16 protein-coding genes are annotated in these 17,759 nt (G+C 64.6%); 6 read left to right on the top strand and 10 right to left on the bottom strand.

The window, feature by feature from the left end; translation table 11 throughout:
• Positions 1–11: 11 nt before the first annotated feature.
• The 3 genes from carB to NKK52_RS16515 form a co-directional block, all read right to left on the bottom strand.
• A complete protein-coding gene (gene carB / locus NKK52_RS16525) occupies positions 12–3,515 on the bottom strand; it encodes a carbamoyl-phosphate synthase large subunit (RefSeq protein ID WP_023683778.1) in 3,504 nt (1,167 codons plus the stop codon).
• A 234-nt stretch (positions 3,516–3,749) separates the two neighbouring features.
• A complete protein-coding gene (locus NKK52_RS16520; protein ID WP_245261783.1) occupies positions 3,750–4,808 on the bottom strand; it encodes an SH3 domain-containing protein in 1,059 nt (352 codons plus the stop codon).
• A gap of 242 nt (positions 4,809–5,050) precedes the next feature.
• Positions 5,051–5,827: a metallophosphoesterase family protein gene (locus NKK52_RS16515; RefSeq protein ID WP_023672422.1), complete on the bottom strand. Its 777-nt coding sequence runs from the start codon at positions 5,825–5,827 to the stop codon at positions 5,051–5,053.
• A 178-nt stretch (positions 5,828–6,005) separates the two neighbouring features.
• Between NKK52_RS16515 and NKK52_RS16510 the strand changes: the two genes are divergently transcribed.
• Complete coding sequence (locus tag NKK52_RS16510; protein WP_023672423.1) at positions 6,006–6,476, top strand: nucleoside deaminase; 471 nt, start codon at positions 6,006–6,008, stop codon at positions 6,474–6,476.
• Positions 6,477–6,499: 23 nt separating this feature from the next.
• On the opposite strand, the gene NKK52_RS16505 is transcribed toward NKK52_RS16510, so the two are convergent.
• Positions 6,500–6,856, bottom strand: coding sequence for an ArsR/SmtB family transcription factor (locus tag NKK52_RS16505; RefSeq protein ID WP_023683780.1), 357 nt, complete (start codon positions 6,854–6,856; stop codon positions 6,500–6,502).
• 199 nt (positions 6,857–7,055) lie between these two features.
• On the opposite strand from NKK52_RS16505, the gene NKK52_RS16500 reads away from it, so the two are divergent.
• Positions 7,056–8,234, top strand: a complete 1,179-nt coding sequence (locus NKK52_RS16500) for an MFS transporter (protein ID WP_023683782.1) — start codon at positions 7,056–7,058, stop codon at positions 8,232–8,234.
• A 29-nt stretch (positions 8,235–8,263) separates the two neighbouring features.
• On the opposite strand, the gene NKK52_RS16495 is transcribed toward NKK52_RS16500, so the two are convergent.
• Positions 8,264–8,728, bottom strand: a complete 465-nt coding sequence (locus NKK52_RS16495) for a MarR family winged helix-turn-helix transcriptional regulator (RefSeq protein WP_023683783.1) — start codon at positions 8,726–8,728, stop codon at positions 8,264–8,266.
• 179 nt (positions 8,729–8,907) lie between these two features.
• On the opposite strand from NKK52_RS16495, the gene NKK52_RS16490 reads away from it, so the two are divergent.
• Positions 8,908–9,702, top strand: coding sequence for an SDR family NAD(P)-dependent oxidoreductase (locus tag NKK52_RS16490; RefSeq protein ID WP_023683784.1), 795 nt, complete (start codon positions 8,908–8,910; stop codon positions 9,700–9,702).
• Positions 9,703–9,861: 159 nt separating this feature from the next.
• On the opposite strand, the gene NKK52_RS16485 is transcribed toward NKK52_RS16490, so the two are convergent.
• Positions 9,862–10,461, bottom strand: coding sequence for a LysE family translocator (locus NKK52_RS16485; RefSeq protein ID WP_023683785.1), 600 nt, complete (start codon positions 10,459–10,461; stop codon positions 9,862–9,864).
• 96 nt (positions 10,462–10,557) lie between these two features.
• On the opposite strand from NKK52_RS16485, the gene NKK52_RS16480 reads away from it, so the two are divergent.
• The gene (locus tag NKK52_RS16480; RefSeq protein ID WP_023683786.1) at positions 10,558–11,427 is read left to right on the top strand and encodes a LysR family transcriptional regulator; all 870 of its coding nucleotides are present in this window, start codon (positions 10,558–10,560) and stop codon (positions 11,425–11,427) included.
• Positions 11,428–11,490: 63 nt separating this feature from the next.
• Here the strand turns inward: NKK52_RS16480 and NKK52_RS16475 are convergent, their stop codons facing one another.
• The 3 genes from NKK52_RS16475 to NKK52_RS16465 form a co-directional block, all read right to left on the bottom strand.
• Positions 11,491–12,141, bottom strand: a complete 651-nt coding sequence (locus tag NKK52_RS16475; protein WP_023683787.1) for a dihydrofolate reductase family protein — start codon at positions 12,139–12,141, stop codon at positions 11,491–11,493.
• A 117-nt stretch (positions 12,142–12,258) separates the two neighbouring features.
• Entirely contained in the window at positions 12,259–13,116 is an 858-nt protein-coding gene (locus NKK52_RS16470; protein WP_023683788.1) for a protein-L-isoaspartate O-methyltransferase family protein, read from the bottom strand.
• A gap of 153 nt (positions 13,117–13,269) precedes the next feature.
• The gene (locus tag NKK52_RS16465; RefSeq protein ID WP_023672432.1) at positions 13,270–14,628 is read right to left on the bottom strand and encodes an Nramp family divalent metal transporter; all 1,359 of its coding nucleotides are present in this window, start codon (positions 14,626–14,628) and stop codon (positions 13,270–13,272) included.
• Positions 14,629–14,885: 257 nt separating this feature from the next.
• Here NKK52_RS16465 and mntR point away from each other — a divergent pair, with 257 nt between their 5' ends.
• Positions 14,886–15,341, top strand: coding sequence for a manganese-binding transcriptional regulator MntR (gene mntR / locus NKK52_RS16460; RefSeq protein ID WP_023683789.1), 456 nt, complete (start codon positions 14,886–14,888; stop codon positions 15,339–15,341).
• 91 nt (positions 15,342–15,432) lie between these two features.
• Positions 15,433–15,621, top strand: coding sequence for a hypothetical protein (locus tag NKK52_RS16455; protein WP_023672434.1), 189 nt, complete (start codon positions 15,433–15,435; stop codon positions 15,619–15,621).
• Between the two features lie 705 nt (positions 15,622–16,326).
• Here NKK52_RS16455 and NKK52_RS16450 read toward each other — a convergent pair.
• Positions 16,327–17,715 carry a hypothetical protein gene (locus NKK52_RS16450; RefSeq protein ID WP_245263096.1) on the bottom strand — a complete coding sequence of 463 codons (1,389 nt, stop codon included), beginning with the start codon at positions 17,713–17,715 and terminating at the stop codon, positions 16,327–16,329.
• Positions 17,716–17,759 lie beyond the last annotated feature (44 nt).

Genomic DNA, 17,759 nt, shown 5'->3' with positions numbered 1-17,759 from the left:
TCGGCGATGCCCTACGCAAAATACTCCTGCAGTGGCCTCACCTCCAGGCTCCCCGCCTTCAGCGCCGCAATCGCTTCCGCCACAGCGGCAGCGCCCGACAGCGTCGTGTAATACGGCACCTTCTGCATCAGCGTTGCCCTGCGCAGCGATTTCGAATCCGACACCGCCTTCTGCCCGTCCGTGGTGTTGAAGACGATCTGGACCTGGCGGTTGCGGATGGCGTCTTCGATGTGGGGCCGGCCCTCCAGCACCTTGTTGATCTTCTGGGCGTCGACGCCATTTTCGGCGAGGAAGCGGGCCGTGCCGGATGTCGCCAGCACCTTGAAGCCCTGGCCGGCGAGGCGCTTGACCGCCGGCAGGATGCCGGCCTTGTCCTCGTCGCGCACCGAGACGAACAGCGTGCCGGAGCGGGGGAGATCGACGCCGGCGCCGAGCTGGCTCTTGGCGAAGGCCAGCGCAAAATCGCGGTCGAGGCCCATGACCTCGCCGGTCGAGCGCATTTCGGGGCCGAGCAATATGTCGACGCCGGGGAAGCGGGCGAAGGGGAAGACGGCTTCCTTGACCGCGATGTGGCCGGGGTTTCTCGGGTCGGGCATCGCGCCGTAATGGGCGAAGGCGTCTTCCAGCTTTTCGCCGGCCATGATGCGTGCGGCAATCTTGGCGATGGGCCGGCCGATGGTCTTGGCGACGAAGGGCACGGTGCGCGATGCGCGCGGGTTGACCTCCAGCACATAGACCGTGCCGTCCTTGATCGCATACTGCACGTTCATCAGGCCGCCGACGTTGAGCGCGCGGGCAAGCGCCGCCGTCTGGCGCTCCAGCTCGTCGACCAGCTCGGAAGGCAGCGAGTGAACAGGGAGCGAGCAGGCGCTATCGCCGGAGTGGATGCCGGCCTCCTCGATGTGCTCCAGAATGCCTGAGACGAATGTCGACTTGCCGTCGCACAGGCAGTCGACATCGACCTCGATGGCGCCCGAGAGATAGGTGTCGAACAAAAGCGGGTTCTTGCCCAAGAGCGTGTTGATCTGGCCGGTCTTGTCGTTGGGGTATTTCTGCTTGATGTCCTCCGGCACCAGGCCGGGCACGGTGTCGAGCAGGTAGCTCTGCAGCATGCCTTCGTCATGGATGATCTGCATGGCGCGGCCGCCGAGCACATAAGAGGGGCGCACCACCAGCGGGAAGCCGAGCTCGCCGGCGACGAGGCGAGCCTGCTCGACCGAATAGGCGATGCCGTTCTTCGGCTGGCTGAGGTTGAGCTTGTGCAAGAGCTTCTGGAAACGGTCGCGGTCTTCGGCGAGATCGATCATGTCGGGTGACGTGCCCAGGATAGGGATGCCGGCCTTCTCCAGCGCATCGGCCAACTTCAGCGGCGTCTGGCCGCCGAACTGGACGATGACGCCGACCAATTCGCCCGAGGCCTGTTCGGCGCGCAGGATCTCCAACACGTCTTCGGCCGTCAGCGGCTCGAAATAGAGCCGATCGGAGGTGTCGTAGTCGGTCGAGACCGTCTCGGGGTTGCAGTTGATCATGATCGCTTCATAGCCGGCGTCGCGCAGAGCGAAGGCGGCATGGCAGCAGCAATAGTCGAACTCGATGCCCTGGCCGATGCGATTGGGACCGCCGCCGAGGATGACGACTTTTTTTCGCGACGACACTTGCGCTTCATTGGCCAGCGCGCCGGCGAAGGGCACTTCATAGGTCGAGTACATATAGGCGGTGGGCGAGGCGAACTCGGCGGCGCAGGTGTCGATGCGCTTATAAACTGGATGAACGTCGAGCTTTTCGCGAACCTTTTGAATCACTTCGGCGTCGGTCTTCGTCAGCGACGCGAGGCGGGCATCGGAGAAGCCCATCGCCTTCAGCATGCGCAGATTGACGGCGTCTTGCGGAATGCCGTGCTCGCGGATGCGGGCTTCCATGGCAACGATGCCGGCGATCTGTTCGAGGAACCACGGGTCGATCTTGCACATTGCGTGCACGTCTTCCAGCGAGGTGCCCATGCGGATCGCCTGCGCCACCATGCGCAGCCGGTCGGGCGTCGGCGTGCCGAGCGCTGCGCGGATGGCGTTGCGGTCGTCGGCGTGGTTGGCAGCTACGGCACCGTGGCCGAGGCCGGGGATCTCGATTTCGTCGAGGCCGGTAAGGCCGGTTTCCAGTCCACGCAAAGCCTTCTGCAGCGATTCCTGGAAGGTGCGGCCGATGGCCATGACTTCGCCGACCGACTTCATGGCGGTGGTCAGCACCGGCTCGGCGCCGGGGAATTTCTCGAAGGCAAAACGCGGGATCTTGGTGACGACGTAATCGATGCTTGGCTCGAAGGAGGCGGGCGTGGCGCCGCCGGTGATGTCGTTCTCCAGCTCGTCCAGCGTGTAGCCGACGGCGAGCTTGGCCGCGATCTTGGCGATCGGGAAGCCGGTCGCCTTCGAAGCCAAAGCGGAACTGCGCGAGACGCGCGGGTTCATCTCGATGACGACCAGCCGACCATCGGCCGGGTTGACGGCGAACTGCACATTGGAGCCGCCGGTCTCGACGCCGATCTCGCGCAGCACCGCGATCGAGGCGTTGCGCATCATCTGGTATTCCTTGTCGGTCAAGGTCAGCGCGGGGGCGACGGTGATCGAGTCACCGGTGTGTACGCCCATCGGGTCGATGTTCTCGATCGAGCAGACGATGATGCAATTGTCCGCCTTGTCGCGGACGACCTCCATCTCATACTCCTTCCAGCCGAGCACGCTTTCCTCGATCAGCACTTCGGTGGTCGGCGAGGCGTCGAGGCCGGACTGGACGATGTCGTAGAATTCGGCGCGGTTGTAGGCGATGCCGCCGCCGGTGCCGCCCATGGTGAAGGACGGGCGGATGATGGCGGGCAGGCCGACATGGTCGAGCGCCTGGGCGGCAATCGCCATGCCATGGCTGATGTAGCGCTGCTTGCGGTCGCCTTCGCCGAGGTTCCAGCGGGTTTCCAGCGCGTCGAGCGCGGCATCGAGGTCGGCAGGCGCCTCGGCCTTGACGGCGGCGCGCTCGGCCTCATGGGTCTTGCGGTCGGCGTTCTTGACGTCGGTGGCATTGGCCAGCATCGACTTCGGCGTTTCCAGGCCGATCTTCTTCATCGCCTCGCGAAACAGCGCCCGGTCCTCGGCCTTGTCGATGGCCGTGGCGTCGGCGCCGATCATCTCGACATTGTAGCGTTCGAGCACGCCCATGCGGCGCAGCGACAGAGCAGTATTGAGCGCGGTCTGGCCGCCCATGGTCGGCAGCAGCGCGTCGGGCCGCTCCTTGGCGATGATCTTGGCGACGACTTCAGGCGTGATCGGCTCGATATAGGTGGCGTCGGCCAGTTCCGGGTCGGTCATTATGGTGGCCGGGTTGGAATTGACCAGGATGACGCGAAAGCCCTCTTCCTTCAGCGCCTTGCAGGCCTGTGTGCCGGAATAATCGAACTCACAGGCCTGGCCGATGACGATGGGGCCGGCCCCGATGATCAGGATCGACTTGATGTCGGTGCGTCTTGGCATCGTTGTGAGTTCCGTTCGGCGAGCGGCTTGCACGAAAAACCGGGACGGGAAGACCCGGCCGGTTGTGCTTGCGATTCTGGTATCAGGCTAGGAGGGCCTTATAGGGAAGAGTTTTGGGAGATGTAACCCCGAAAATGAGGCTAGGCAGTAGGGATTAGGCAGTAGGGATCAGGCAGTGGGGATTAGGCAGGAGCGAGGTTAAGGCGCCTATGCCCATTCCCTACTGCCTGACACCTAATCCCCCAGCGCGAGCTGATCCGTAATCTCAAACCGCTCGGATACCCCGACGCGGATCATGTTGAGGCTGCCTTCCCTTGTGAAGCGGAAGTCCTTGCCCAAATCCGAGCCGGCCGGCATGCCGGCAGAGAAGGAAATAACGCGCGTGCCGCCGTCGGGCCAGGTGACGGTTATATCGGCCTTGTCGGTGCCCTTGTGCGCGATGTTGACGGCGCAGCGGGTCATCGGCTGGCCGACATAGCGGGCGCAGGGGATCTCGGCGGTGGCGCCGAGGGCGGGCGGGGGTTCCAGCCGTGCAACGGTTTGCGTAGCGGTCGCAGCTTTGGCCTGGTCTGGCCGTGGCGTCGGGGATAGTACCCCCGGCGCCGACGCTGTATCCGGCGCTGCTCCCGCAGACGCGGCGGCGGCGAGTTCCGGCGTCCCTGTGGCCTCCGTTGCCGGAGCCTCTGTGGCAGGGATTTCATCCGTCGGCGGACTTTCATTCGCTGCGAAGGCAAGGCCGTAAGCATCCTGCATGGCGGTCCTGCCGATCTCGGCGGCGGACTTCGGCGCGCCCGGATCCGTGCCGCCAAGGCGCTCCGTCAGGTCGAGTGGGGCCGGCGCGGGTGCAGCCGGGGTGGGTGGAGCCTGAGTGGGTGCAGCCGGAGCGGCAGAGGCGGCAGGTGCAGTCGTCCGGGGCGCTGCGGCCACGTCGGCCGGCTGCGTCGACATGTCGGGCGCGAGCGTCGGGCCGCCGGCTTCAGCGCTGGCGGTCACCTGGGGCGGCGCGGCGTCTACTTCGACCACGGTCGGATTGTCGGGGATAAGATAGCGCGCGGGCGCCCAGCCTTTGACCAGTGGATTGTCAATCTCCTCGACCTTGCACCAGCGGTGGCCATCCACTTCGTTGCAGCCGAAATTCCTGACGCTCGAGCCGATCGGCAGACGCGCCTGGGTTCTGCCGACCGGCGACGGCGTGGCGCGGATGTTGAGGAGATCGCCTGGGCCGAGCTCGGTCACTATGGAAACGATGTCGGCAGGCGCGTCCTCGGCATTGGCCGGCAAGCTCACCAACAACGGGCCCACCACCAACGGACCCGCCAACAACCGGGCTGCCCGCAGGAGCGGAGCGCCAGTCAGTCGATGCAAAATGGTTCGGATTGTGCGCCTCATCATTTGGCCGTGCGCCGATTACCCTTGCGGCAGCAGTCCTGCCGTATGCCAAGGCGGTTTTATAAGGGACGATACGCGGCCATGTAAGTCTGAAAATGCGTCCGATGTTTGGTGCCGCGAGGCGGAAGCAGGGCGCAGCCGTGCGGTCAAGCGGAGCCTTGCCAAGAGGGTTTGGGCATGAAGCCGGTCCTCAGCGCATGCGCCCATTCCGGTCGGCCCGCCTGTGCGGCCTGTCTCGCCGCCGCTTCGTGGTCGTAGTCGACGGCGATGGTCTCAAAACGGTCTGGACCATCGCCATCCAAGGTGAGGATGCCGTAGCGCGCATGCGGGCTGCCTTGCTCCGAAACATGCGCCGGGGGCGTGTCATCTTCATAGGCGGGGGCGCCGACGCTGCCGGGATTGAAGAGCAAGGGGCCGCCGGGGATACGGACCAGTTCCGCGCGGTGGCTGTGGCCGCACAGCACGATGCGGCAGGCCGGGTCCAGCGCCTGCAACCGCCGCTGAATAGCGGCAAGCGGCGCGCGCACCAGTTGGCCATCGACGATCGCGTCGAGCAGGTATTTCTCGTCATGGTCGGGCCGCGCATGGAAAGCGACTACGCCGGGAACAATCTCCAGCGTGAAGGGCAGGGCGAGCAGGGCTTCGCGCTGCGCTGATGTCAGCCGTTCCTGCGCATAGCGGTCTGAAGCCCACATCATATCGTCGGCCGGATCGACGGCGACGCGGCGGTCATGGTTGCCGCGCACCGTCGGCAGGTCGAGCGCTTCGAGCCGCTCGAACGTCTCGCGCGGCCAGAGCGGGCCGGAGACACAGTCGCCAAGGTTGACGGTGAGATCGGCGCCGCCGCGCCGCGCTAGATCGGCGAGCACGGCATCCAGCGCCAGCACATTGCCATGGATGTCGGCGAGAACGGCAATGCGCATGCGGCGGGCTCCTTGGTGCAGCCCGTTGAGGCTTGCGGCCCGGCTTCCTATCAAGCCGCTGCCTTCATTATCAAGCCCTTGAGATCGTTTGAGACAGCCGGGAGCCCCGCCTATCGCGGAAGCACTCCATCTGCTAGCGTCCACGCCGCTCCAGAGTTCATCCGGGGGAGGACAGGCGATGACCCGCGACCAGATGGTTGCCCACCTTCGCGCCGCCAATGATGTCGCGCGCGAGACTGCCGCGCACGGGCACCATCCTTTCGGCTGCGTGCTCGTCGGCCCCGACGATCGCATCCTGATGCGGCAAGGCAACATCAACACCGTCCGCCACGCCGAAACCGAGCTCTCCCGGCGTGCCGCCGACACCTATCCGCCGGATTTCCTCTGGTCCTGCACGCTGGTCACAACCGGCGAGCCCTGTGCGATGTGCACGGGAACGCTGTACTGGGCCAATATCGGCCGGCTGGTCTACGGCTTCGAGGAGACCAAGCTTCTCGCGCTGACTGGCAACCACGCCGAGAATCCGACGATGAACCTCTCGTCGCGCACAGTCCTCGGCTCCGGGCAGAAGCCGGTCGAGGTCCACGGACCCTTCCCCGAGATGGACGAGGAGCTCCTCGCCCCGCATATCGGTTTTTGGCAGCGCTAGGAGCGGCCTGACTTCGGCACCAGCTACGCCGGCATTTCGATGTCGTGGCCGCCGACGATGGGCAGAGCCGGATCATCTCCGGCCGCCGCAATCACGCTGTCGAGCAGGCCGGGGAAGCGAGCGTCGAGGTCGGCGCGGCGCAGCGTGATCATCCGGTTGGTGCCGGCCACTTCGGCGCGGGTGACGCCGGCCTCGCGCAGTTTGGCCAGGTGATAGCTGAGATTGGTCTTGGAGCCGAGGTCGAGGAACCGGCTGCAGTTCAGCGGCACGCCTTCCTTGCTGGCGAGATAGCGCACGATGGCGAGCCGGGTCGGGTCGCCAAGCACGCCGAGCACAACCGGCAGGCTGATCTGGTCTGTATTGGGGTGCGGCAAAGTCATGGCCCGAAACTAAGCACAGTCGGTGGCGATTTCAACGCGTCCATGTTTCGCGGGCATGCACAGTCCGCTTCGCGATTGGCCCAATGGCTGTCCTGACACAGGGCTGTCAGCAGGCTTCAGCTATTTTCATCTGGCTTCATTGACATCACGCCCTGTTATGTCCAATTGTTCAATAACTTTTGAACTAAGGACACGCCCTATGGACAAGCGCCTTTTCTGGCTTGCGCTCGGATCGTTCACGATCTCGACCGAAGGCTTCGTCATCTCCAGCCTGCTGCCTGACATCGCCACCGACGCCCGCATTTCCATTCCGCTCGCCGGCACGCTGATCACCGCCTTCGCGCTGGCTTACGCCATCGGCACGCCCATCCTGGCAACGCTGACCGGCGAATGGGACCGGCGCCGCGTCATCTTGTGGACGCTGGCGTTCTTCGTCATCGGCAATGTGGTGGCGGCGCTGAGCTCGTCCTTCGAGCTGCTGCTCATTGCCCGCATCATCATGGCGCTGTCGTCAGGCCTGTTTGCCGCGACCGCTCAAGGCACGGCGGTGGCGCTGGTCGATGACCACCACCGGGCGCGGGCCATTGCAGTCGTCGTCGGCGGAACCACGGTGGCGGTTGCGCTGGGTGCACCGCTCGGCGCGCTGGTTGCCACGATAGCCGGCTGGCGCGGGACCTTCTTTGCCATTGCCGGGCTCGGCGCGCTGGTCGGCGCCATCCTGTGGTACCGGCTGCCGCGCGGAATTGTCGGCACCAAGCTGCCGCTCAGGCGGCGGCTGGCTGCGGCGCTGCGCCCCGGCGTCATGCCGATCCTGCTGACCACCGCTCTTGCCCTGATCGGCGCCTTCTCGGTGTTTTCCTATATCGCGCCGCTGGCCATCCAGAGCGGCGGCCTCAGCCCGATTGCGCTGCCCGGCATGCTGCTCGCCTTCGGTGTCGGCGCCGTCATCGGCAACATAGCCGGCGGCCAGGCGGCCGACCGTTTTGGTGCGACGCGCACCGTCGGCTGGTCGCTGGCGCTGAGCGCCGTCATGCTGGTGATGCTCTCGGTCATCCCGACCTTCCTGCCGCAGCATCTCGCCGGGCCGGCATTGATGGCCATGATGGTGCCGTGGGGCATGGTCGGCTGGGCATTTCCGCCGGCGCAGGCCAGCCGCATCATCAAGCTGGCGCCCGACGCCGCCCCGATCGTGCTGTCGCTCAACGCTTCGGCGCTCTATCTTGGCGTGGCGCTGGGTGCTGTGGTCGGCGGCGCCGTGCTGCGCTACGGCGTGCCGGCCGATCTCGGCTTGGTCGCCGCCATCTTCCCGCTGATCGGGCTTGGCGTGGTGCTGGCCGGCCGCTGGGCGGCCCGGCCGGTCGCCATGCCGGCCGAATAGACCTTTGCAAATCACTGGCGGCCGCTCTTTCAGCTTGAAGGGGCGGCCGCGGGCACGTCGTAGTCCAGCGCCGCGACTTCATCCAGCATAGCGCGCAGATCTGCCGCTCGTTGCGGGCCGAACAGCGCCTCGAAGCGCTGCTGAGCAGTGCTCCACAATTGCGTTGTCTCCTCGAGCTTGGTCTGGCCTTGCGGCGTCAGCCGCACCCGCTTGACGCGGCGATCGTCCTTGTCGGCGAAGGTGTCGACATAGCCGTCGCGGATCAGCGGCTTCAGCGTGTGGCCGAGCGCCGAGAGATCCATGACCATCGCTTCGGCTATCGTGCCCATCGCCGGCTCGTTGCTGACATGGATCTGGTAGAGCAGGCCGTACTGCGTGCCCTTCAGACCCGAAGGCGAGATTACATCGTCATAGAAGCGGCCGAGCTTGCGCGCGGCGCGCCGCAGCGTGGCGTTGTTGCAAAGGCTGAATCCCGGCAGCACGGTCTTGCTCATCACGACTCCTTGCCGGCAAAACCGCTGCCGGCCTGTCGCAGAAATAGTTTCTGCCGCCTCCGTTGACAAGATAGTGGCATATACCTACTTCCAGGATGGTGGCATATACCACTAATTGGAAGTCAGGGCGGGACGAGGGTCATCGACCTGTCTCGCCGGGCAGAAAAAGGAACAGGACAATGAGTGGACAGGACAACAAGGGTACCGCAGTCGTCACTGGTGCATCGGCCGGCATAGGTGCTGTCTATGCCGACCGGCTGGCCGGGCAAGGCTACGATCTGGTGCTGGTGGCGCGGCGCGCCGACCGGCTGCAGGAACTGGCTGAAAAGCTGCGTTATGCCTACAAGCGCAAGGTCAGCGTGATATCAGCCGACCTCGCCGACGACAATGATGTGCGCCGCGTCGAGCAGGCGATCGCAGCCGACGATAGCGTCACGCTGCTGGTCAACAATGCCGGCATTGGCGGCCAGGCCGTGGTGGCAACGGCCGACGCCGACGAGGCCGAGCGCATGATCAAGGTCAACGTCATCGCCTTGACCCGCCTGACCCGCGCCGTTCTGCCGGGGCTTCTTGCGCGCAACCGCGGCGCCATCGTCAACATCGCCTCTGTGCTCGCCTATGATACCTCGTTCGGCGGCATCTACAGCGGTACCAAGGCCTATGTCGTCAACTTCACCGAGGCCCTGCACCGCGAAGTCGCCGGCACCAATGTGAAGGTGCAGGCGGTGCTGCCGGGCGCGACCCGCACCGATTTCTGGGAGCTCGCCGGTGGCGATATCCACAATCTGCCGAAGGAGATCATCATGTCCGCCGACGATATGGTCGATGCCGCGCTTGTGGGCCTATCCAGGGGCGAAGCCGTCACCGTGCCGGCACTTGCCGACACAGCCAAGCTCGACACCTTCCTCGGCGCAAGGCAAGTCTTCTACGGCAGCCTGCACGCCGACAAGCCGGCGGCGCGTTACGCGGCTTGAGAGTAGCTGGTTCGCTTCGCGAACCAGGACCCCCACCCCGCTCACTTCGTTCGCGGCCCTCCCCACAAGGGGGAGGATAAAGTGCGCGCTCCCCTACCTCCCCTTTGTGGGGAGGTCGGACCGCAGGTCCGGGTGCGGTACTGGCGCCGACCTCTGCGTTTACGCTCCCCGCCACATCGGTATGATCGACGCAGCCAGCACCAGCGCCAGCACGATGTTGAGCGCGCGCCATTGCCATTCGGTCTTGAGCAGCCGTGCCAGCACCATGCCCGCCACGCACCAGATCGACAGCGAGATGGCTGCGGTGAAGCCGAAGGTCGAGCCGAGCAGCAGCGCGAGTTGTCCCGGACCGTCGGCAAGGGCTGCGAACGAGGCCGCCGCACCCAGTCCCATCGCCCAGCCCTTCGGGTTCATCCATTGAATGCCGGCGCCGCCGAAGAAGCTGTTGGGTTTTGCCATCGCCACATCGAGATCAGGCGGCCCGGCGCGGCCGATCTTGATTGCCAGCCAGATGAGATAGAGCGAGCCGATGATTTTCATCGCCAGTTGCAGCGACGGCATGGCCAGCAGCAGACCGGCGAGCCCGGCGGCGGCAGCAGCGGTCACGGTGGCGAGGCCGGCAGCGCTGCCGATCAATAGGGGAACGGAACGGCGAAAGCCGAACTGCGCACCTGAAGCAGTCGACAGGGTGGTGGCGATTCCCGGCGTGACGGTGGCCACGAAGGCAAACAGGATGAGCGGAAAGATGGGCTGCAACATGAGGCGTCCTCCATCGAAGGCCCTACGGTAGACTTCTGCATACTTCAGTAAATGCAATGTTTGCGATGGTTGGCATTAGTAGGTATAATGCCAACCATGATCCGTAACCTCGACACAGCGCTGATCCGCACCTTCGTCACTGTCGCCGACAAGGCCAGCATGACGGCGGCGGCGAACGCGCTGCATCTGACGCAAGGCGCCGTCAGCCAGCAGATCAAAAGGCTGGAGGAGGCGCTGGGCTGCAGCCTGTTCGAGCGCGACCGGCGTGGCTTGCGGCTGACGCGGCCCGGCGAGCGGCTGTTCGGCAAGGGCAAACGGTTGCTTGGCCTCAATGACGAGATCTGGGCCGAGATGGCGGGCACCGAGGTCGCCGGCCAGGTGCGGCTCGGTGTTCCCTATGACCTTGTCGGCACCTTGCTGGCGCCGGTGCTGAAAGCCTATGCCGAGACCTATCCGAAGATCGAGATATCCCTACTCTGCGCCGCCTCGCCGGATCTTGCCGCGGCTCTTGCAGCCGGCACCATCGACCTTGCCGTCATCGAGGAACCGGTCGGCCCGTCCGCCGGTGAGTGCCTGGCCATTGACCGGCTGGTCTGGGTGGGGGCCAAGGGCGGCGTCGCCCGCGCCAAGCGGCCGCTGCCGGTGTCGATCGTCGCCGACACCTGCGCCTTCCGACCGGTGGTGCTGTCGGCGCTGAACGAGCACGGGCTGGAATGGCGCACCGTGTTCGAGAACGGCAACATCGACGCGACGACCGCGACAGTGCGCTCCGACCTTGCCGTCACCGCCTGGCTGGCCTCCACCGTGCCTGCCGATCTTGACATCCTGGCTTTTGATGCCGGGCTGCCGCCGCTGCCGAATTTTTCCATCAATCTGCATTTGCCGAAGTACGGCACGGCGCCGGCAGCGCAGGAGTTCGCGCGGTATATCCGGGGTGGGTTGGCACGGCGGGCTGTGGCGGCTTGACAGAACTTGCATTTCCTCTCCCCCGTCGATCGGGGGAGAGGAAAGGTGCCAAGCCTGTCCCTGTTACTTCCAGTTCTTACGCCGCTCGAGCTCGGCCTCTGACGGCTTCTGCGTAGCGAACGACCCGACCTTGACCTCACCCCCGCGTTCGTAGGTCGCCATGATGACGCCTGTGGTAGTGGCCTGCGACTTGACCAGCTTGAAAGCGGCGGGCATCGCACCACCATCGAACAGCCGCTTGCCCTTGCCCAGCAGCAGCGGGAAGATCATCAACCGGATCTCGTCGATCAGCCCGTTGGCGAGCAAATTCTGGATCAGCTCGCTCGAACCCTGGATGAGCAGGTCAGGCCCATCTTCCTTCTTGAGGCGGCGCAACGCCGCGACGATATCTTCTCCAAGCCATTGCGTATTTTCCCAGGTGAGCGAATCCGGCCGATGCGTCGCCACATATTTAGTCGCAGGGTTGAAGGCATCTCCGATGGCATCTTTCTGATACGGCCAGTAAGCGGCGAAGATGTCGTAGGTTCTGCGGCCGAGCAGCAGGGCGAAGGGCTTAGAGAACAATTCCTCCATGGCCACGCCCGCCACCTCGTCGAAGTAGTGGAACGTCCAGCCGCCGAACTCGAAGCCGCCAACCGGGTCTTCTTCCGGGCCGCCCGGCGCCTGCATGACGCCGTCGAGGCTGACGAAGGTAGCGGCGATGATCTTTCGCATTGGATTTTCCTTTTCCAGGATCCGCGCCGTCAGGGCCGGATTTCGATCTAAGGACGGACAGGCCGGCGGCCGCCCGACAGGCGTTGGCAAAAAAACGCTGCCGGCCGACAAGGGTACCTACCGCCGTCGCCCGCCGCCAAGCGCCTGCGACGAAAACCAGAGGTCGCCGATGATGGCGGTGGCGGTCCGGTCCGGCGCCCTGTCTGATGTCAGCCAGATCGAAAGGCTGCGCGCCGCCTTCTGGAGGTCGGGGATTTTGGCCGCCGAACCGGCCGCCGAGGCGCCGACGCAGGGGATGAACCACGAGCGCATGAAGGGGTCGCAGGCAAAGCCCTTGTCGTTGCGGGTTACCATCACGGCCAGGCCGACGCCCTGGGACGGACGCCAGGGAAAGATCATGCGGCCGCCCGCTTTCAGCGCCCGAAGCCAAGGAGCCGGCGGTGCGACGACACCGGCATTGACATAGATGATGTCGGACGGCGGCAGATCGCCGGTGACGGCATCGCCGTGGACGACGCTTACATTGCCGTAGGTTTCGAGATTCTTTGTTGCTCTGGCAGCAAGATCTGCCTCTATTTCGAAGGCGGTCACCGGGCCGGGCGCAACCAGCCGCGCCAGCAAGGCGGTGTAGTAGCCTGTGCCGGCGCCGATATGGGTGACGGCCTCGTCCGGTCTGGGGGCGATCCTGCCGATCCACATCGCGTGCAAGGAGGGTTCGCCATTGTTGATGCCCTTGTCGGCATCGAGCGCCACCAGCACGTCCTGATAGATGTGAACAGGATCGGCGCTCGGCGTCATGATCTTGCCGTTGCCGGTGGTGAGCGCCCTGCCGGCGACTACCGCCCAGGGTCCGGGACCGAGAAAGGCCTCGCGCGGAACGGTGGCGAACGCCTCTTCGAGGCGCGGATCGGCCGAGCCGGCATTGGCCGCCATCAGCTGCGCGTAAAATTTCCTGGCGTCTTCGACACTTGTCATGATGGCCGGTAAGATAGCGCAAGCCGCCGGTTTGTCGCCGTCTTGAGCAATTCCAGGAAAGGTGTGAGGCGGCTTTCCGCCCGGAATTGCGTCAAAACAAGAGATAGAGCAGTTCGCCGTTTCGGCGAAACGGCGAACTGCTCAAGAAGAAACTCAGCCGACGCCGAAGACGGTGTCGTAGAGCAGCTTGAAGTTGAGCACCAGGATGACCGCCGCGACGACCCAGGCGAGGACCGCCACGCCGCGGGGAATGGCAAGGTTGCCCATCTTCTTCTTGTCGGAGACGAACTGCACCAGCGGGATGACTGCGAAGGGCAGTTGCATCGACAGTACCACCTGGCTGAAGACCAGCAACTGGCCGGTGCCCTTTTCGCCATAGAGCGCGGTGACGACCACCACCGGGACGATGGCGATGCCGCGCGTCAGCAGCCGGCGCGCCCATTGCGGAATGCGCAGGCGCAAAAAGCCTTCCATGACGATCTGGCCGGCAAGCGTTGCCGTAACCGTCGAGTTGAGGCCGGAGGCCAGCAGCGCCACCGCAAACAGGATGGAGGCGATGCCGAGGCCGAGCAGTGGCGACAAGAGCTCGAAGGCTTGGCCGATCTCGGCGACATCCTGATGGCCGGTGCCATGGAAGGCCACCGCCGAGACGATCAGGATCGAGGCGTTGACGAACAGCGCCAGGACGAGCGCGATGGTCGAGTCCGTCGTCGCCCATTTAATGGCGTCGCGCTTGCCTTTTTCGGTCCGTTCATAGGCGCGTGTTTGTACGATCGAGGAATGCAGGTAGAGATTGTGCGGCATCACCGTGGCGCCGATGATGCCGATGGCGATGTATAGCATCGCCGGATTGGTGACGATCTCCGTCGACGGCACGAACATCGAATGCAGGATCGAGCCGACTGGAGGGGCAGCGGCAAAGATCTGGATGGCGAAACAGCCGAAGATGATGATCAGAAGCGCGATGACGAAGGCTTCGAGATAGCGGAAACCCTTGTTCATCAAGAGCAGCACGATGAAGGCGTCGAGCGCCGTCAGCAACGCGCCGCCGATCAGCGGAATGCCGAACAGAAGCTGCAGCGCGATCGCCGTGCCGATCACCTCGGCGAGGTCGCAGGCGATGATGGCGAGTTCGCAGGCGATCCACAGCACGAAACTGACGGGACGCGGATAATAGGCGCGGCAGGCCTGGGCGAGGTCGCGGCCGGTGGCGATGCCAAGCCGGGCGGCAAGCGCCTGCAGCAGGATCGCCATCAGGTTGGACAGCATGATGATGAACAATAGCGTGTAGCCGAACTGGGCGCCGCCGGCGAGGTCGGTGGCCCAGTTGCCCGGATCCATATAGCCGACCGAGACCATGTAGCCCGGTCCCATGAAGGCGAACAGGCGACGGAACCAGACGCCGGACTGTGGCACCGCGATCGTGGAGTTCACCTCGCGCAGGCTGGGAGGATTGTCCTCCGGCCTGTCAAATCGCCAGGATGATCCCAAGGTAGCGTCAGCTTCGGACATGGAGGGCTTTCCACTGGGTGGATCGGTTGACGTCATCCTATCTATGCCAGGGCTCAACATTATGCAATAGGCTATATTTCATTGTATGTGCTTCCTGTTGCGCCGACCGGCAGGCCGGCAGGGGATCGCAAACGCCGGTTGCGCCTGCCATGGAATGGAAATAAACGGCTGGAATAGTTAAGCCCGTGCTATGAATGGCAAAGGGCGATTGCTTTGCCCAAAGCCGATTCTTGTCAAAAGATAGGAAGGAGCGCGTGTTGGCGCTGAAGCACAGACGGGTTGGACGCGAGGAGCCGCTGCCGGACGCCGAGATTCATTCGAAAGGGTTCCGGCAGCAGCGCGAAGCGCGCCGCGGCGCGCTGGTCGAGGATTATGTCGAGCTGATCGCCGACCTGATCGAGGACGGCAATGAGGCGCGTCAGGTCGATATTGCTGCGCGGCTGGGTGTCGCCCAGCCGACGGTGGCCAAGATGCTGACCAGGCTGTGCGCCGACGGGCTCGTTTCCAGAAAACCCTATCGCGGTGTGTTCCTGACCGACGCCGGGCGCAAGGTGGCGGAAGAGAGCCGCATCCGCCACCAGACGGTAGAAGCGTTTTTGCGTTCGCTCGGTGTCAGCGCCGAGACGGCGCGCATCGATGCCGAGGGCATCGAGCATCATGTCAGCGCCGAGACGCTGGAAGCCTTTCGCAAGGCGATGATCGCGCCGCGCTGAGGGGTGCCGGGGCCGCACCACTGGAACCTCCGCACGTCAGGCTCGTTGCTCCTGACGTTGCGCGTGATTGTTGCGCGCCAAGGAGGAAAACATGGGCGTCGAACAGGCACCGACCGCGAAGGGCAAGCAGGCGGCCGAGGGTTTGAGGCAGGCAGCGGCAAAGGACGAACGCAAGACCGAGGTCGAAACCGGCCATGCGCTGAAAAAGGGCGCCGCGCGTTTCGAGGAACGCTCCAAAAGCTCGGACGGCAAAAGCGCCGGCACCAAGCAGAAGATCTGAGTTCTGTTCGCAAGCGGCAACCTGCCGCTCATTCCTCGGTGTCCTGCACCCAACTGCGCGGATGGCCGTCGACGCGGAACTGGAATATGAAATAGGGCGGAATGCAGGAGCCCTTGCCAGGCTTGGCTGCGGCCAGATCGTCGTAGCCGGCGGTGCAGATATAGTCCTCGCGGCAGGGATGCGCCTTGTCGCAGGCGCGCAGGCCGGCGGTCTTGGTGAATTCCTTGGTGCAGAATTTGTGGTCCTTGCCCGACGCGATGCAGTCGTTGAAACCGGTCTTGGCCAGGCGGCCGCAAGTCGCCTCGTCGGGAAGCTTGTCGCAGCTTGCCTTGCGCAGCATGCCCCCGGGAAAGCCACCGGTCTTCTGCTCGGGGTTGTCATAGCGTTGGCGCGCCGCGCCATAGCCGGCGAGCTTGATTACCGGTTTCTTGTCGCGCGCCGGATCGATGGCGCAGGCTTTTGCGGTGGCCGGCGACAGGCGGCAATATTTGTCGCTGCCCCAGCTCGACATCTTGATCTCGCCGAACTCGACGGGGTCGCCGACTGCGGTGGCCGCCTCGCTGACGCAGGTGCCGAAGCCCGGATGGATGTCGCTTTCATGGACGCCGGCGCAGCGCAGGCTTTCGCCGCAGTTCCAGTCCTTGAAGCTCGTATCCTCGCCACTGTAGCAGATCGACCCCCAGCCATTGTAGAGATCGGTGCCTTTCAGCGCTTCGGCGAGTTTGGCGTCCGGACGGGCGGCGAAGCCGCGTGAGAAATCCGGATGGCCGCCGGCGGCGAAGTCCTCGACGATGGCGCGGCGGCGCGGCAGGTCGGCGAAGAACACCGCCGAGCCGGGGACGAAGACGGCGTGCGGCGCGGCTCGCTGGCCGGATCGGCGCCGGTGTAATGGAAGCCGGCAATGCCGTGCGTCTGGTGGCAGCCGGTGCAGGTCATTTCGTTGAGACGCAGATTGAAGCCGGCCACCGATTTCACGCTGCGCAGCTCGTTGCCCTTGGCGACATAGTCCTGCAGTGCCTTGTCGATGTCGGCATCGTCGAGCAGCCCATAGGCGATATTGTTTTGCGACCTGGCCATGCCGCCGGGTGCGACCGAGACGGCGCTGGTCGCCAGGAATTTGTCGTCGATGACCAGCCGGCCGCGATCGAGGTCGTAGAGGTTGCGGTCGGTCAGCAGCCATTTGGCGAAGCCCGGCCGGTCGGCCAGAACCACTTTCCGGTCGATCTGGTTCTCCATCTTCGATTCCTGGAAGGTGGACGTCGTTGGGTCCCATTTGAAAATCTTGAGGAGATATTCGGCGTGGCCACCGAAGTCGCGGCGGCTCGAGGCCGACAGCCGGAGAACCTGCATGTTCAGCTCAAGTCGCATGATCTGCGACGAATTCAGCATGGCGTTGGAGAGCGGCCCTTCGTCGGAGCGCAGCCAGGCTGCCAGTTGCTCGGGCGCAAGGTTCTTCTGGCCGGCGGCGAGCCAGCGCTTGGCGATTTCGGCACAGGAAACGGCGGTGGCGCTTGGACGGTCTCTCGAAGCGCGGGCGTGAGCCTCACCGGGCCTGGCGTTGAAGACCAGGCTCATGGTCAGCGGCAGCCGCGACGAGATTCGTTGCGCTGTCTTTCCCTTCGTGGGCTTCTCCGCCACCGAATAATGGAAGCGGTAGATCAGCCTGATCTCGCCGCATTCGGTGTGGCCGAGATAGCCGCGGTCCATGCGGTTGACGACGCCGGTCAGGTCGAGCGTCGAGCCGTCATCGTCGATGTATTTCGGGTTGAATTTCTGGCTGGTGTCCTTCGACTTGGCCATGGCCGCGACGTAAGGATCGGGGCTATTGGCAGGCTCGTCGGCGATCTCCTGCTTTACGGCGTTGCGGACAGGGGTCAGCGCGCGCACCGAAAACAGGCCCCGATTGTCGACCTCGCGCGTGAGACCCAGCGCCGGGCCGAGCAGGCGGCTGATCGAGAGGCCGCCACGCTCAAGCGCCTGCAATGTCTCGGGATCGGTTACGGCGACGCTGGAATCGAGCGTCACGGCGCGCGCCGGCGACGGGCCGAGGCATAGCACCACCGCCAGCAGCAGAAATCGACCGATTGTCCGCAAGTCCCCGACACCCCCGTTCGAACCGGATGCTACAGCGCGCATGC

Source organism: Mesorhizobium sp. C277A, assembly GCF_040324395.1.
Lineage (GTDB): Bacteria > Pseudomonadota > Alphaproteobacteria > Rhizobiales > Rhizobiaceae > Mesorhizobium.
Note: the sequence above shows the minus strand (reverse complement) of the source record. Positions and strands in the feature narration are given on the sequence as shown.

What these genes read in the sequence shown, in the direction of transcription:
- NKK52_RS16465 (WP_023672432.1), bottom strand. Translation starts at nt 14,628, where the DNA reads ATGTCCGAAGCTGACGCTACCTTGGGATCATCCTGGCGATTTGACAGG.
- NKK52_RS16505 (WP_023683780.1), bottom strand. Translation starts at nt 6,856, where the DNA reads ATGACTTTGCCGCACCCCAATACAGACCAGATCAGCCTGCCGGTTGTG.
- NKK52_RS16480 (WP_023683786.1), top strand. Translation starts at nt 10,558, where the DNA reads ATGATCCGTAACCTCGACACAGCGCTGATCCGCACCTTCGTCACTGTC.
- NKK52_RS16455 (WP_023672434.1), top strand. Translation starts at nt 15,433, where the DNA reads ATGGGCGTCGAACAGGCACCGACCGCGAAGGGCAAGCAGGCGGCCGAG.
- NKK52_RS16500 (WP_023683782.1), top strand. Translation starts at nt 7,056, where the DNA reads ATGGACAAGCGCCTTTTCTGGCTTGCGCTCGGATCGTTCACGATCTCG.
- NKK52_RS16475 (WP_023683787.1), bottom strand. Translation starts at nt 12,141, where the DNA reads ATGCGAAAGATCATCGCCGCTACCTTCGTCAGCCTCGACGGCGTCATG.
- NKK52_RS16495 (WP_023683783.1), bottom strand. Translation starts at nt 8,728, where the DNA reads ATGAGCAAGACCGTGCTGCCGGGATTCAGCCTTTGCAACAACGCCACG.
- NKK52_RS16485 (WP_023683785.1), bottom strand. Translation starts at nt 10,461, where the DNA reads ATGTTGCAGCCCATCTTTCCGCTCATCCTGTTTGCCTTCGTGGCCACC.
- NKK52_RS16515 (WP_023672422.1), bottom strand. Translation starts at nt 5,827, where the DNA reads ATGCGCATTGCCGTTCTCGCCGACATCCATGGCAATGTGCTGGCGCTG.
- NKK52_RS16490 (WP_023683784.1), top strand. Translation starts at nt 8,908, where the DNA reads ATGAGTGGACAGGACAACAAGGGTACCGCAGTCGTCACTGGTGCATCG.
- NKK52_RS16510 (WP_023672423.1), top strand. Translation starts at nt 6,006, where the DNA reads ATGACCCGCGACCAGATGGTTGCCCACCTTCGCGCCGCCAATGATGTC.
- carB (WP_023683778.1), bottom strand. Translation starts at nt 3,515, where the DNA reads ATGCCAAGACGCACCGACATCAAGTCGATCCTGATCATCGGGGCCGGC.
- NKK52_RS16470 (WP_023683788.1), bottom strand. Translation starts at nt 13,116, where the DNA reads ATGACAAGTGTCGAAGACGCCAGGAAATTTTACGCGCAGCTGATGGCG.